Here is a 15,081-nt window from a genome sequence, read left to right as displayed (position 1 = left end):
AGGGGTGACAATATAATGCAAACTACGATGCAATATCTGCATACTAAAATGTTAACAATGTTTAATTTGGTGAATACGGATTTATATGTACAAAAACATTTTGTACGTTATCTTGTTTCATAAGCGTTTCTTTCACATGCTTTCCGATGCTATGTCCTTCTTCTACAGTGATATATGGATCTACAGAAACCTTAATATCAACAATGACATAGTGACCATGTTCTCTTGCATATAAAGAACCTATTTTTTTCACACCATTTACTTGAAGGACTGCTTCTCTAAGCGGAATAACATCTTCCTCATGAAGAACGTGATCAAGCGTTGCATGAATTGCATCCGCTCCAATGCTCCACGCCATCTTTACAACAAGAAGCGAAACAAATAATCCTGCAATTGGATCAGCATATACAAGCCAATCTTGGCCTAGCTTACCACCAATAATAGCCGCACAAATACCGATTAAAGCTGCAATTGAAGAAAATACATCTGAACGGTGCTCATATGCATTTGCAATAATTGCATCACTATTTACCCTCTTCCCTAACCGAAATTTATATTGAAACATCCCTTCTTTTACTACAATCGAAAGAATAACCGCAAAAATTGTAATTCCCTTTGGTGGTTCTAATTCTTGCGAAAAAGCTTTTATAGACGAAATCGCTATCTCGATTCCCACAATAAATAATAATACCGCAACAATAATCGCTGAAATCGATTCCGCTTTACCATGACCATACGGATGATCTTCATCAGGCGGCTGCTTTGCTGCTCGCAATCCAAAAAGTACAGCTAGCGAACCAATTACATCTGATGCAGAATGCACGGCATCCGCTAACAGTGCTTTACTATTCCCAATATAACCAATTACCGCCTTTACAATCGCTAATATAATATTACCAACGATCCCGACAATAGCACCAAACTCGGCCTGTTTAAAACGTTCATCTTTTTCCATAATTAAAATCCCTTCTTTTCTTAACCTCTCTTTTTCATTGTAACAAAATCGACGATAACACCACCACTTTCTTCCATTTTGTTCTTTCAAAGTCGCTATCTTATTGTATCCACAAACGAAAAAAGAGATGCCTCATAGTGAGGCATCACCTTTTTTATACTTGCGGTTCAGATACTTCTTTCTCAACCTTCTTCTTGTTTTTACCCTTTTTCAAACGACGGTTTTCAAGCATTAACCAAATTTGAGAGGCAACGAAAACAGAAGAATACGTACCTACAGTTAATCCAACAAGTAATGCGAACGAGAAGTTACGTAGTGACTCACTACCGAAGATAAGCAGCGCAATTACTGGGAGCAACACTGTTAATACGGTGTTAATCGAACGACCAAGCGTTTGGCGAATACTCATATTTACGATTTCTTCTAGGTCTTTTATGTCGCGAACTCGTTTTTTCTGTTTGTATAGCTCACGGTTTCTATCAAACGTAACAATCGAGTCATTAATAGAATAACCAATGATTGTTAATACCGCAGCAATAAACGTTAAGTCTACCTCTAGCCCCAAAATACTAAACATAACAATCATAACGAATGCATCATGTAATAATGCAAGTACTGCAGATAATGCATACGTAAATCGGAATCGAATACTTACGTATAAGATGATAACTGCAGAAGCAATTAGTACTGCGATAAATGCATTTCGTGCAATCTCTTTACCGATTGTCGGTGAAACTGTACTTACGTTTGGCTCTGTACCATATTTATCACTGAAGAATGTTTTTGCTTTCGCGATTTCATCTTTTGATAAAACTCCTACAGTACGAACAGCGAATCCTTTATTGTCATCCCCAGTCGGTACAATATCTTCTTCCTTCACATCAATTTTCAATTCTTTCAAATCTTTATGAACATCAGACACAGTAAGTGCTTGTTTTGACTGCAAGTCCATACGTGTACCACTCGCAAAGTCAATTCCAAGATTCAATTTGAAAATTGGTAGTATAATTGCACCTGCAATTACAACTACAATCGAGAAGATAAGGAATTTATGACCGATGTTTACGAAGTTAATACGATCAAATTTCGTTGGTGGATGTACTATACCTTTTGTTAACGGAATAATATCCTTTTGTTTCACACCAAAATATCCTGGTTTTTTATCAAAATAACGACTCTTTACAAGTAATCCTAATAAGAAACGAGTACCAAATACATTTGTAACAAAACCAACTAAAATACTTACAATTAAACTTGTTGCAAAGCCTTGCACTGAGCTTGTACCATATACGAATAATACACCTGCAGCTGCAAGAGTCGTAACGTTTGCATCTAAAATTGTCGCTAATGAACGATGGTTACCAGCACGAAATGCTGACATCATCGACTTACCAATTTTAAGTTCTTCCTTCAATCTCTCGTACGTAATGATATTCGCATCAACTGCGATACCTACCCCGAGCACTAACGCCGCAATACCTGGTAATGTAAGAACCGCGTGCATCCAGTTAAATACGAGTAGCGTAACAAAAATGTATAGCCCTAACATAATCACAGCTACAAGTCCTGGTAAACGGTAGTATACAAGCATAAATAAGAAAATAAGAGCGATACCAATCGCACTAGCGAAAATCGTTTGGTCTAATGCTTGTTGACCAAATTTCGCTCCAACAGATGTTGAATACATTTCTTTTAAATCAACAGGAAGTGCACCTGCATTTAATAAAGATGAAAGTTCTTTTGCACTTTCCACTGTAAAGTTTCCACCTACGATAGATACTTCAGCTTGATTAAATACTTGGTTTACTGTTGCTGCTGATAAAAATTTCGGATTCGGTTTTTCAGATTCTGCTTTATATGAATCTTTTCCTTCTTCAAAATCAAGCCAAATTACCATTAAATTCGTTGGTGGTGGCATTTTTGAAATTTTTTCAGTTACTTCACGGAATTTGTCAGCGCTTTTTAGTGTAAGGCCTACGCTCGCACGACCTTGCTCATCAAATGTTTGCTTCGCTCCGCCGCCTTTTAAATCCGTTCCGTCCATAAGAAGATTGTCATTCACATCACGGAATGTTAATTTCGCTTGTGTTGATAACATTTCACGTGCTTTTTGCTGATCTTGTACACCAGCAAGCTGTACACGAATTCGATTTTCTCCTTCAATTTGGATGTTCGGCTCACTTACACCGAGAACATTGACACGATTTTCAAGAGCACCTACTGTACTTACAAGTGCCTCTTTGTCAATTTTATCGCCTTCTTTGGCTGGTTTTACTTCATACAGAATTTCAAAACCACCGCGAAGGTCTAGTCCTAGACTAATTCCTTTTGCTATGTCTTTTCCTGCCGCACCAATTACTCCACCAATTAATAAAACGATGAGGAAAAAGGCGGCGATTCTTGTACCACGCTTTGCCATATGTACCCTCTTTCTGCTACTAACACTTTCAATAAATCTTTTACGATTCACTTTTGCACGTGTGCATACGCCTAGTTAGTAGACTTCCTTTCTGTAAAATACATGTTTTTTGCTAGTTCCCACTAGCTGTATAGGTATGCGCTTCACAATACCTATACTTTTATTATTTATTTTTCTTTTCGCTACCTCCTTTACATAGAATCTCTGACATAATTATTTCCTCTTTATCAATACCTATCATTATACTGCAAAAGGAAGAACAAACCAATTGCAGTCGGTTATTTATTTTCATATTCATCAAACGACCAAAGTGGTGCTTGATATGCTTCAACAGTTAAATAATTCATATATTCATTAGTACTTACTCTTAATACATCATTTACTAATTCATATAACCTAACATCACTGTCGATTTTTTTCCACTTTTTCACCTTGAGGAATTTCCAAATATCATTATCTGTCACCCGGTCGTAACCGAACATTCGAAACTCTTCTACTTTACTTTCTAAAACGACTTGTAACTGTCCGCGGTATGATTCTACCAAAGCCTCTTTATCCAACATATATAACATCTCCTTCTGATTTCAGCACGAAAAGTCGCTTTTATTCCCGCTCTAATGGACAGCAATAACCACTTTCAAGAGTACCCTCAATACTGCACTCTCTTAAATGCTTGTCATTCTTGTCTCATACGTGCATATAAATTATTGTAAATCATTCCACTGATTTTGAGAAGGTAGGAGAAGACCATGACGAGACAAAGCTTTTTAAAAGGTGCATTTATTTTAATGATAGCTGGCTTTATTACAAAAATCCTTGGATTTATTAACCGCATTGTAATGGCACGTATTTTAGGAGAAGAAGGCGTTGGCCTTTATATGATGGCTGTTCCCACCTTCATTTTAGCAATTACATTAACACAAATTGGCCTTCCTGTTGCAATCGCAAAATTTGTAGCAGAAGCAGAAGCAGTGAACGATAAACAAAGAGTCAAAAAAATATTAACTGTCTCCTTAGCTGTTACATCCGTTATTAGTATCATTTTAACAATTGGGATCATGCTCCTCACACCTATTTTAGCGAAAACATTATTAACTGATGAAAGAACGTACTACCCATTAATGGCCATTTTACCTGTCGTTCCTGTTATTGCTGTTTCCTCTGTTTTACGCGGTTATTTCCAAGGGAAACAAAATATGAAACCTAGCGCATATGCTCAAGTTATAGAACAAGTTGTCCGCATTACAATTATCGCTGTATGCATTCGTTTATTTTTACCTTACGGCGTAGAATATGCTGCAGCTGGCGCCATGCTATCAGCCGTTCTTGGCGAAGTTGCATCTTTATTATTTTTACTTACTTTATTCCAGCGCGAAAAACATTTATCTATACGCTCTGGTTTTTTCACTACGGTAAAGGAGAGCAAAAATACATTTTATTCTCTTATGGATATCGCACTTCCAACTACAGGAAGCCGTTTAATCGGTTCCGTTTCCTATTTCTTTGAACCTATCGTCGTTATGCAAAGCTTAGCAATTGCCGGGGTTGCCGCTTCTGTCGCAACACAGCAATACGGTATATTGAACGGTTATGCCTTCCCGCTTCTATCACTACCTGCCTTTATTACATACGCTCTTTCGACAGCACTCGTCCCTTCAATTAGTGAAGCGATGGCAAAAAGACAACACAAATTAGTGGAACACCGTTTACAACAAGCACTTCGAATTTCATTAATCACTGGTGGATGGTCAGTCGTTATTTTATACGTATTTGCTTCACCCGTCTTAACGCTTATGTACGGATCCGACAGTGCAACAGCATTCATCCAGCTTCTTGCACCTTGCTTTCTATTCCATTATTTCCAAAGTCCCCTTACATCTGTTTTGCAAGCTTTAAACTTGGCACGAGCTGCAATGATGAATACTTTTATTGGCGCCATCGTGAAATTAATCGTCATTTTTGTACTAGCTTCAAGGCCAGATTTTCAAATGATGGGGGTTGCCCTCGCAATCGCAGCAAATATAGTGACGGTAACATTCCTTCACTACGCTACTGTTTTGAAGAAAATTAAATTTACTATTTATGCAAAAGACTATATTTTTGGCGGACTTGCTATCGGTATTGCAGGCGCCTTCGGTTTTTACCTTCATAAGTATGTTATTTTCTCTCGTTCACTTGGCGTACAAACATTATGGGAAATCACTTTAACAACAATCGTTTATATTTTTCTCCTCTTTGTTTTCAAACTCATTCGAAAAGAAGAGTTGAGTCGCCTCCCTATCATTCGGAAACTTTCATTTTTGAAGTAAATAGGCTTACTATTTAATACGGTAAGCCTCTAGTTTTCTTTCGAATCAACAAAAAATTGGCCGTTTTGAAAGCTGCAGTATAAAATTTGTGTTATATCGTTATAACCTAAGTTTTTTAATTTTCCAATGAGCCATTCATCTGTATGTTCAATCATTTGCAAATGATTAAATTGAATTTCTCCATCAATAATTAATGGGAGTGTAAAAATTGGCGTATCATTTTTACTCTTTTTACTTTTTTGTTTTTGAAAAATAGATAACTTCCCTGACGGTTCTAAAATAGCATATTCCACATCCCGCACATCTCCGACCCCTTGCTCCCTTAGTTGCATCATTAAATCATCTATATTATAGCGCTGCTTCCTCATCTTTTTTTCATCAATTTTCCCCGCATTTATAAGAATAGCTGGCTCCCCTTCTATTAAATGCCGAAATCGTTGAAACTTTAAAGAAATAACTGACAAAACAATTTGTATGCACATAAGAAAAGTCATCGGAACTAATTGATGTAAAAGGGATTTATCTGTATTTTCAATGGCAACAACAGCCATTTCACCGAGCATAATAAATACGACTAAATCTAATACACTTAATTCTCCTATTTCACGTTTTCCCATCAAGCGAAAAATAATTAATATGATGACATACAAAAGCATCGTCCGACCAATTATGGATACCCATTCCATTTCAACATCTCCTTTTTTTACTTATAGGTTCTCCGACTAAAAAGAAACTAGTCTAACTTGGGCAAAAAGACAATATGCTTGTATTAAAAAGGGGGAATGTATAATGGATGGAACGAAAAAATTATCAACTGCAATTGGATTCGGTATAATTACCTTATTAATCCTCGCATCTATTATAAGTATGATCATGGCTCTTTTATTAAAATTTACAAATATCAATGAAGGATCATTGACAGTTACTATTTTTATACTCGCACTTCTATCTACGCTTATGTCCGGATTTATTGCCGGTAAAAAGGCGCAAGGAAAAGGTTGGCTTGTAGGCTTCACAACAGGCCTCACATTTGCTATTCTTGTTTTCCTCGTTAACTATTTAGGCTTCTCTCAAACTTTATCGGACTCACAGTTACTTTACCAATTAGCATTAATGGGCACGAGTACACTTGGAGGTATTTTTGGTGTAAATATGTCAAAGCAAAATAACTAAAAAAGGCCCTGCATATTTCATGCAGGGCCTTCATCATTAGTTTTTCACAACTTCACGAATCGCATTGCGATCGAAAGTTAAGTGTGAACCACCAGATTTAACAACAATTTTAGTTTCGTCTACTGATTCGATTGTACCGTGTAAACCACCGATTGTTACGATAGCATCACCTTTTTTTAACTCATTTTGCATTTGAGCAACTGCTTTTTGACGCTTTTGTTGCGGGCGAATTAATAAGAAATAGAAAATCGCAAACATCGCAACAATCATAACGATATTCATCATACCTGCATTCATTTTTTGTTCCTCCTTTTAAATTATGTATTAAAAGTTTTTAGCATTCGGTTTATTAAAGCCATACTGTTCAAAGAATTCTTCACGGAAATCGCCAAGACGGTCTTCACGAATAGCTTGTCTCACCTGCTCCATTAAGTTTAACAGAAAATGAAGGTTGTGATAAGATGTTAAACGAATTCCGAATGTTTCATCACATTTCATTAAGTGACGAATGTACGCACGAGAGTAATTTTTGCATGTGTAGCAATCACAGTTTGGATCAAGTGGACCGAAGTCTCTAGCGAATTTTGCATTTTTCACAACTAAACGACCTTCACTTGTCATACATGTACCATTTCGAGCGATACGAGTTGGAAGTACGCAGTCAAACATATCAATACCACGAATTGCACCATCAATTAACGAGTCAGGAGAACCTACCCCCATTAAGTAACGTGGTTTATTATCTGGAAGAAGTGGTGTTGTGAACTCAAGTACACGGTTCATAATATCTTTTGGCTCTCCAACAGATAAACCACCTACAGCGTAACCAGGGAAGTCCATTGAAACAAGATCTTTCGCACTTTGACGACGAAGCTCTTCAAACTCTCCGCCCTGTACAATACCGAATAAACCTTGGTCTTGTGGACGCTCATGCGCCTTTAGACAACGCTCTGCCCAGCGGCTCGTACGTTCTACAGACTTTTTCATGTATTCAAAAGTAGCAGGGAACGGTGGACACTCGTCAAATGCCATCATAATATCTGAACCTAATGCATTTTGTATTTCCATCGCTTTTTCTGGTGATAAGAATAATTTATCTCCATTTAAGTGGTTACGGAAGTGGACGCCTTCCTCTTCAATACGGCGGAAGTCACTTAAACTGAATACTTGGAAACCACCAGAGTCCGTTAAGATTGCACGATCCCAGTTCATAAATTTATGCAAACCGCCTGCTTCACGAATAATTTCGTGACCAGGACGCAGCCATAAATGATACGTATTACTTAAAATAATGCCAGAATCCATTGCTTTTAATTCTTCTGGTGACATCGTTTTAACTGTTGCAAGCGTACCAACTGGCATAAATGTTGGTGTATCAAATGAACCGTGCGGCGTATGTACTCGGCCTAAACGCGCGCCCGTTTGTTTACAAGTTTTAATAAATTCATAACGAATTGCTGTCATAATTTACTCCTTTTATTTGTTTCTTATTTTAGCGTGAGATGCAACGAACATCGCATCACCAAAGCTAAAGAAACGATATTTTTCTTTTACTGCTTCATTATAAGCATGAAGTACATTATCTCTATTTGCAAATGCACTTACAAGCATAATTAATGTTGATTTCGGCAAATGGAAATTTGTAATTAAACCATCAATTGCTTTAAATTCATAACCTGGGTACATAAAAATATCTGTCCATCCAGAAGCAGCGCAAAGCTTACCGTCATGATCTGTCGCAATTGTTTCTAACGTACGAGTTGATGTCGTACCTACTGTAATAATACGTCCACCATTCTCTTTTACGCGATTTAATAATGCCGCTGTCTCTTCAGACATATGGTAATATTCTGCGTGCATATGGTGTTCTTCAATCGTGTCTGCAGAAACTGGTCTAAATGTTCCAAGCCCTACGTGAAGTGTAATAAATGCTAACTGAACGCCTTTTTGCTTTAACTTCTCAAGTAACTCTTCTGTAAAGTGAAGCCCCGCTGTCGGTGCTGCTGCTGAACCGATTTCTTTCGCATATACCGTTTGATAACGATCGCGATCTTCCAACGTCTCTTTAATATACGGCGGAAGTGGCATTTCTCCAAGCTCGTCTAAAATTTCATAAAAGATGCCGTCATATGAAAATTCAAGTTGACGTCCACCTTGGTCTGCTGTTCCAGTGCAAGTTGCTTTTAGCTTTCCTTCACCAAAAGAGATGACAGTTCCTTCTTTTACACGTTTCGCTGGCTTTACAAGCGTTTCCCACTTATCTCCATCCTCTTGTTTTAAAAGAAGCACTTCGATATGTGCGCCTGTATCCTCTTTCACACCGTGTAAGCGAGCAGGCATAACTTTTGTTTCGTTTAAAACTAAGCAATCCCCCTCATGTAAGTAAGAAAGAATGTCCGTAAAATGTTTATGCTCAATATCACCGGTTTCACGGTCTAACACCATTAACCTTGATGTTTCACGCTCCTCTAGCGGGACTTGTGCAATAAGTTCTTCTGGTAAATGAAAATCAAACAGATTAATATCCATAACTGTATCCACCTATTTCTTATTTGAATCGATTTATTATATACATAATAAAAGATAATGCAATACTTAAAACAATACATGTGATGATAGGAAAATAAAAGGTAACGTTACCTTTTTTCACAAAAATATCGCCTGGAAGCCTTCCAATGAACTTCCAAGCTAGACCAACAACAATAAGTAAAACACCCGCTGTAATAAGGAGCTTTGGCATCTCCGTCATACTTTTGGCATTTCCATTCCGAAATGTTCATATGCAAGTGGCGTTACAATTCGGCCCCTTGGCGTTCGTTGTAAAAAGCCAATTTGTAATAAATACGGCTCATACACATCTTCAATCGTATGAGATTCTTCTCCAATTGTTGCCGAAACCGTTTCTAATCCAACTGGACCACCACGGAACTTTTCAATAATACCTAGCAATAATTTATGATCGATATGATCAAGTCCTAATTTATCTACTTGCAATAGTTCTAACGCCATTTGCGTAATTTCCATTGTAATCGTTCCGTTACCACGAACTTGTGCAAAATCACGTACACGTCGTAATAGACGATTTGCAATACGAGGTGTACCACGAGCACGTCTTGCAATTTCTAGTGCAGCTAACGAGTCAATTTCAACTTCAAATACTTCTGCTGTACGTTCAACAATCGCAGAGAGCTGATCTACTGTGTAATACTCTAATCGTGAAAGTACACCGAAACGGTCACGAAGCGGCGCTGACAATGCCCCCGCACGCGTCGTTGCTCCAACTAATGTAAATGGAGGTAAGTCTAATCGTACAGAACGTGCCGACGGTCCTTTTCCAATTACGATATCAAGGCAAAAGTCTTCCATCGCAGGATATAGTACTTCTTCAATTGATCTATGCAAACGATGAATTTCATCAATAAATAATACATCCCCAGGCTGAAGTGCTGTTAATACCGCTGCTAAATCTCCTGGTCTTTCAATTGCGGGACCTGACGTCGTTCGAATGTTAACGCCCATTTCATTGGCAATGATATTCGCGAGCGTCGTTTTACCAAGTCCAGGTGGCCCATATAAAAGTACGTGATCTAACGTTTCTTCACGCATTTTCGCCGCCTCAATAAACACTTCTAAATTATGTTTCGCTTTATCTTGGCCAATATACTGACGGAGCGTCTGTGGCCGTAGTGAATACTCTAAATCCGCATCTTCGTATCCAGATTCCCCTGAAAGGAGACGTTCGTCCATTATACTCACCTCTTACCATTTAGTAAAAGACTAAGTGCCTTTTTAATATACTGATCCGTCGTTAATGATTCTTTTAATAACTCTGGTACAACGCGAGAAACTTCTCGTTCTGCATATCCAAGTGCACGCAGAGCTTCCAGCGCCTCATCAAGCTCAGCTGATGAACCTTTCTTCTCATCAAAACGTTCTGCATCTGAGAATAAATCAACAAATGCATCTGGTACGACATCTGCTAGTTTTCCTTTTAAATCTAAAATCATTTGGCGCGCTGTTTTCTTTCCGACGCCCGGGAACTTCACTAAAAACTTCTCATCTTCATGTTCAATCGCTTGAACGACCTGTCCTGTTTGACCAGAAGCTAAAATTGCAAGAGCGCCTTTTGGCCCAATGCCAGACACACCTAACAACTTTGTAAATAATAAACGCTCTTCACGTGTTTTAAACCCGTAAAGTGCCATAATATCTTCTCTCACATAATGATATGTATAGACACGGATTTCTTGCTTACTTCTTTGAAATACATACGGATTCGGTGTGAAAATTTGATAACCAATTCCATTATGGTCAATTACGACATATTCCGGTCCTACATACTCCACGTAACCTGTAACATATTCAAACAAAATACGATCTCTCCCTCTTAAATCATGTATTCCATTTTAACATATTTAATGATAGAAAAGCGAGACTGCCCCAACAAATGTTCTCCATATAAAACTTCTGTTATTTTCCATTGACAGAAAGTATAAAGCCCCTTAATATACAGAAGTCGATAATGATTATCAATATTAATTAAAGGGGTTACATAGGGATGAAACGCAAATTATTTATTTTATTTACTATCATGCTAGTCGTTCTTTCTATCGTTGGCTGTTCTTCCAAAAAAGAAGAATCAAAAGCAAAAGAACAACCGAAAACAAAAGTTGTAAAACATGCTAAAGGAGAAACTACAATTCCAGTAAATCCAAAGAGAATTGTAGACTTATCTGGATCAACAGAAGAATTATTACTTCTTGGACATAAACCTGTTGGTACGGCAAATACGTATAAAGATAAAATTCAAAATCACTTAACAGAAAAGCTAGACGGAGTAAAAGCAGTTGGCTGGTACTGGGCACCTAAAGTTGACCTAGAAGCTGTCACAGCTTTAAAACCAGACTTAATTATTTTAAATAACCGTCAATTAAAAATTTATGATCAATTAGAAAAGGTTGCACCGACAGTTGTTCTAGAAACAAACTTAGAAGACTGGCGCGGTAAGTTTAAAGAAGTAGGTAAGCTATTTGACGAAGAGAAGAAAGCTGACAAATGGATTGCAGACTACGATAAAAAGGCCGACTCTTTATCTAAGAAAATTAAAGAAAAAACAAAAGATGAGAACTTTATGTTCGTTGCAGTAACACCACAAAACTTCCGTGTATACGGTAGCTTCGGATATGGTGACATACTCTTTAACGATTTAAAACTTCCAGCAACAAAAGGTACAGATTTAAAACAAACGATGGCACAAGTATCACTAGAAGGCCTTGTTGCATTCCAACCTGACCAAATGTTCGTTGTAAACTTCGGCGGAGAAGCTGATAAAGTATACGAAGACTATAAAAACAGCGCCGTTTGGAAAGATAATAAAGCAGTAAAAAACAATCACGTATATGAAGTATCGAACGAAGTCTTCAATACGAAAGCATTCAATCCAATCGGAAAAGATATGCTAATTGATGAAATCGCAAAAGAAATTTTAGCTAAGAATAAATAAGAAAAAGCAGCTCACCATGAGCTGCTTTTTTTCTTATTTTGCACTGCGTATTGTTTCATTTTTTCAATCGTCTTCACAAAACCTTCTTTTGATTTAATACGAATACCACGCTTTAGTTTCGCACGATCATAACTCTCAAGCTTTTTCATATCAATTTGAAAGAAGGAATGAATTGCGTTATCGCTTTTCGGCACTCCTTTGAAAATTTGTAATATCCCTTCCTCTGAAACACCGAAGTAACCGCTCGTTTTTAATAAAGGAGAAATATCATCAACTTTCTTTTGTAATACAATTTGCACATCATCACGATCAACGAGTTGCCATTCTTTATATTGCTGTAAAAACTTTTCTAAATTCGCTACTTTTTCTGTAAATATTTCTTCACTTACTTCTCCATCAACATACATACGCTCTAATAAAATTGTAACTTGAGGTTCTTTCTCTGTTACTTCTGGTACTGGCCCTTCTGCCCTCACATTCGTTTCATAAACTAAACAAAACATCATCACGAAAGCTTGTACTGCAATCAGTATCCATTTCATTTCCGTTCACCTCTTTTAGGCAAGATCATACTTTCATTTGTAGCTTTTCCGGAAATGGGGGTTTTATCCCTAATTCATAGATTGCTCCCATTAAGATTTATAGAGTTCAATATTTTCTGACTTTAAAACAAACAAAAAAGAGAAGCTTGGATTACTCCAGTCTTCTCTTTACATTCATATAAAATGAAAGACGCCTGCAAAGCAGGCGTCTTGATGCGTTTACGGCGAGAGACCAGGCGACCACATTCGCGTGTTTAGCACTTAAGCATATCTCTCGTCTTACGTAAATTAGCTCATCGCTTTGCTAATATAACATTAATAGAGTATGAGCGCAACATATTTCTAAAAAAATTTTTTCCTCTTTCATCCAAATACAATTTATGTAAATTATAAATTGATAAATGCAATATATATGTTACAATTATTATGAAAGCAAAATCATAATAAACAGGGGATGGATATTGTGAAGAAAATAAAGGATGAACGTCTTATACTGCAAACGTTAAAAAACATACGTATTGCTTTTCTTTTTCAATCCATTGGTATAATCGGTATTTTGGGTTATATCGGATTCGCGGAAGGAATGGATCAAATTACGAAATCTCCATTATGGTTATTATTTATTCTTACAAGTATTGTACTTAGTTATTTACAGTTAAGCATTTCTATCGATGTTGAAGAAGGCGAAAAGGAAATACAGTTAACTCCTTATTACAAACTTGTTTTACGCTCTTTTATTGTGGGAATGATTATGGCTATTATTTATATTATTTTCAGTCCAGAAAGACCTCTATTTGAAGCTATTCTAACAGGTAGTATTCTCTTCATATGCTTTTTAGTTTCTTATTCCATTAGTTATTTTATTAAAAAGCGTCGTTTACAAGACCACGATGAATAAAGAGGAAGGGATATCCCTTCCTCTTTTGTTTTCCTATCGTACTGTACCAGTTAAACCGTAACGAATGTCTTTGAACATATTCGCTATGTCACGATTAATGTCGTTTGTAACTGTACCGTTACGCAAACGCATACTCATTGCATCGACACGAGTAAACATGTCATTTCTTACAGAAACATATACATTTCTGTTTCCAACTTCATTTGCAACAGCTTGACGAATTTCGTTCGCCATCGCTGTTTCATTTGTCACTGTATTACGTGGCTTTACCGCAATTGCTACATCGTTTCCATATACAACTGTAGACACGCGGTCTACGTTATTCATACCCTTCACACGATTCGTAATTTTTTCTGCAGTTTTACCATCATTGTTAGTGTATGAATTATTCGTCGTAATATTACGAGTTGGATACGGATTCGCAATTTGCCCGTTATAGTTTACATCACGATAATAATTATATCCTGTATCGTTACGACCATTTTTATATGTTACATAATCTGTATTATAACGGTCGTTACGCGTTACATTATCGCGATCATTATAAGATGTATGTTCGTAATTGTAGTTGCGTCCATCCATTGCATTGTTATCTTTTGGTGTACCACATGCAGCTAACGCACTGGTAACTAACAAAGAAGCAGCAATCACTTTTACTTTCGTATTCAATACAAAAACCCCCTCTGTTAGGATGAACTTCTCTTCTGAAAAGCTCCCTCTTATGATGAGTAACAGAGTGGTTTTTTACACTGTTAATATTTCACTAGGAATTTTCTAACACTTAATACAAACCTTTATTGTCTTAGTTAACATGAATACAAAAAAGGCGGGAATAATCCCACCTTTTTTAAACTTCTTCTTTGTCCTCTTCCTCTTCTTCTGAAACTGGCTCGCCAAATACATTTGGTGGATCTGGTTGGTAATACATCGTTCCTGGCTGCGGCGCATATGCTGACTGAGTTGGTTGATAATATAAAGGATTCGCGTATTGTGGCCCTCCAGGTTGCGGACTATATAACCTACTCTCTCCTCCGCATCCACAGTCTTCTTCACCTTGCACGAGTGGCGGCATATTATTATCCATTGGCATCATATTTGGATTTGGCATAGACGTATATTGCGGCCCAAATGGTGCTCCTTGCTGATATGGCATATTATAGTACGGATTTTGTTGTTGATAATATGGATTCGGCGGCATCATAGGCTGTTGATACGGCATTTGATATGGCATCATGTTTGGTGGTTGATTATTATCCATGATCGGCATCATATTTGGCATTTG

General features: G+C 37.2%; 16 protein-coding genes and 1 pseudogene. 4 read left to right on the top strand and 13 right to left on the bottom strand.

Annotated features, from left to right (window positions below):
* Nucleotides 1-61: 61 nt before the first annotated feature.
* The 3 genes from COC96_RS15790 to COC96_RS15780 form a co-directional block, all read right to left on the bottom strand.
* Nucleotides 62-955 carry a cation diffusion facilitator family transporter gene (locus tag COC96_RS15790; RefSeq protein WP_098268197.1) on the bottom strand — a complete coding sequence of 298 codons (894 nt, stop codon included), beginning with the start codon at nucleotides 953-955 and terminating at the stop codon, nucleotides 62-64.
* Nucleotides 956-1,109: 154 nt separating this feature from the next.
* Nucleotides 1,110-3,374: a protein translocase subunit SecDF gene (secDF, locus tag COC96_RS15785; protein WP_098769036.1), complete on the bottom strand. Its 2,265-nt coding sequence runs from the start codon at nucleotides 3,372-3,374 to the stop codon at nucleotides 1,110-1,112.
* 278 nt (nucleotides 3,375-3,652) lie between these two features.
* Entirely contained in the window at nucleotides 3,653-3,937 is a 285-nt protein-coding gene (locus COC96_RS15780; RefSeq protein WP_097905816.1) for a post-transcriptional regulator, read from the bottom strand.
* Between the two features lie 186 nt (nucleotides 3,938-4,123).
* Between COC96_RS15780 and spoVB the strand changes: the two genes are divergently transcribed.
* The gene (gene spoVB, locus COC96_RS15775; RefSeq protein WP_098769035.1) at nucleotides 4,124-5,683 is read left to right on the top strand and encodes a stage V sporulation protein B; all 1,560 of its coding nucleotides are present in this window, start codon (nucleotides 4,124-4,126) and stop codon (nucleotides 5,681-5,683) included.
* Between the two features lie 29 nt (nucleotides 5,684-5,712).
* Here spoVB and COC96_RS15770 read toward each other — a convergent pair whose 3' ends face one another.
* Nucleotides 5,713-6,369, bottom strand: a complete 657-nt coding sequence (locus COC96_RS15770) for a DUF421 domain-containing protein (protein WP_098268199.1) — start codon at nucleotides 6,367-6,369, stop codon at nucleotides 5,713-5,715.
* 103 nt (nucleotides 6,370-6,472) lie between these two features.
* Between COC96_RS15770 and COC96_RS15765 the strand changes: the two genes are divergently transcribed.
* The gene (locus COC96_RS15765) at nucleotides 6,473-6,856 is read left to right on the top strand and encodes a TIGR04086 family membrane protein (RefSeq protein ID WP_097905813.1); all 384 of its coding nucleotides are present in this window, start codon (nucleotides 6,473-6,475) and stop codon (nucleotides 6,854-6,856) included.
* Nucleotides 6,857-6,892: 36 nt separating this feature from the next.
* On the opposite strand, the gene yajC is transcribed toward COC96_RS15765, so the two are convergent.
* The 6 genes from yajC to ruvA are packed head-to-tail and all read right to left on the bottom strand — an operon-like array spanning nucleotide 6,893 to nucleotide 11,226.
* Entirely contained in the window at nucleotides 6,893-7,153 is a 261-nt protein-coding gene (yajC, locus tag COC96_RS15760) for a preprotein translocase subunit YajC (RefSeq protein ID WP_071712910.1), read from the bottom strand.
* A 27-nt stretch (nucleotides 7,154-7,180) separates the two neighbouring features.
* On the bottom strand, nucleotides 7,181-8,320 hold the full coding sequence (tgt, locus tag COC96_RS15755) for a tRNA guanosine(34) transglycosylase Tgt (RefSeq protein WP_000125362.1): 1,140 nt from the start codon (nucleotides 8,318-8,320) through the stop codon (nucleotides 7,181-7,183).
* A gap of 12 nt (nucleotides 8,321-8,332) precedes the next feature.
* Nucleotides 8,333-9,385 carry a tRNA preQ1(34) S-adenosylmethionine ribosyltransferase-isomerase QueA gene (queA, locus tag COC96_RS15750; RefSeq protein WP_098268200.1) on the bottom strand — a complete coding sequence of 351 codons (1,053 nt, stop codon included), beginning with the start codon at nucleotides 9,383-9,385 and terminating at the stop codon, nucleotides 8,333-8,335.
* Between the two features lie 19 nt (nucleotides 9,386-9,404).
* On the bottom strand, nucleotides 9,405-9,605 hold the full coding sequence (locus tag COC96_RS15745) for a DUF2905 domain-containing protein (RefSeq protein ID WP_097905811.1): 201 nt from the start codon (nucleotides 9,603-9,605) through the stop codon (nucleotides 9,405-9,407).
* On the bottom strand, nucleotides 9,602-10,603 hold the full coding sequence (gene ruvB, locus COC96_RS15740; protein ID WP_097905810.1) for a Holliday junction branch migration DNA helicase RuvB: 1,002 nt from the start codon (nucleotides 10,601-10,603) through the stop codon (nucleotides 9,602-9,604). Before ruvB ends, COC96_RS15745 begins: the two co-directional genes overlap by 4 nt.
* A gap of 5 nt (nucleotides 10,604-10,608) precedes the next feature.
* Nucleotides 10,609-11,226, bottom strand: coding sequence for a Holliday junction DNA helicase RuvA (gene ruvA, locus COC96_RS15735; RefSeq protein ID WP_098268202.1), 618 nt, complete (start codon nucleotides 11,224-11,226; stop codon nucleotides 10,609-10,611).
* A 188-nt stretch (nucleotides 11,227-11,414) separates the two neighbouring features.
* On the opposite strand from ruvA, the gene COC96_RS15730 reads away from it, so the two are divergent.
* Nucleotides 11,415-12,359 carry an iron-hydroxamate ABC transporter substrate-binding protein gene (locus tag COC96_RS15730; RefSeq protein WP_098769034.1) on the top strand — a complete coding sequence of 315 codons (945 nt, stop codon included), beginning with the start codon at nucleotides 11,415-11,417 and terminating at the stop codon, nucleotides 12,357-12,359.
* An 11-nt stretch (nucleotides 12,360-12,370) separates the two neighbouring features.
* Here the strand turns inward: COC96_RS15730 and COC96_RS15725 are convergent, their stop codons facing one another.
* Nucleotides 12,371-12,901 carry a BofC C-terminal domain-containing protein gene (locus tag COC96_RS15725; RefSeq protein WP_098769033.1) on the bottom strand — a complete coding sequence of 177 codons (531 nt, stop codon included), beginning with the start codon at nucleotides 12,899-12,901 and terminating at the stop codon, nucleotides 12,371-12,373.
* A gap of 463 nt (nucleotides 12,902-13,364) precedes the next feature.
* Here COC96_RS15725 and COC96_RS15720 point away from each other — a divergent pair, with 463 nt between their 5' ends.
* A complete protein-coding gene (locus tag COC96_RS15720) occupies nucleotides 13,365-13,799 on the top strand; it encodes a branched-chain amino acid ABC transporter substrate-binding protein (RefSeq protein WP_141536077.1) in 435 nt (144 codons plus the stop codon).
* Between the two features lie 33 nt (nucleotides 13,800-13,832).
* On the opposite strand, the gene COC96_RS15715 is transcribed toward COC96_RS15720, so the two are convergent.
* Nucleotides 13,833-14,468, bottom strand: coding sequence for a YhcN/YlaJ family sporulation lipoprotein (locus tag COC96_RS15715; protein ID WP_098268206.1), 636 nt, complete (start codon nucleotides 14,466-14,468; stop codon nucleotides 13,833-13,835).
* A 178-nt stretch (nucleotides 14,469-14,646) separates the two neighbouring features.
* Nucleotides 14,647-15,081 (bottom strand): annotated as a pseudogene (locus COC96_RS15710) (peptigoglycan-binding protein LysM); the annotation flags it as partial.

Origin of the sequence: Bacillus cereus, from assembly GCF_002577405.1 — a bacterium.
Taxonomy (GTDB): domain Bacteria; phylum Bacillota; class Bacilli; order Bacillales; family Bacillaceae_G; genus Bacillus_A; species Bacillus_A cereus_AU.
This window is presented reverse-complemented; position numbering and strand designations above follow the sequence as displayed.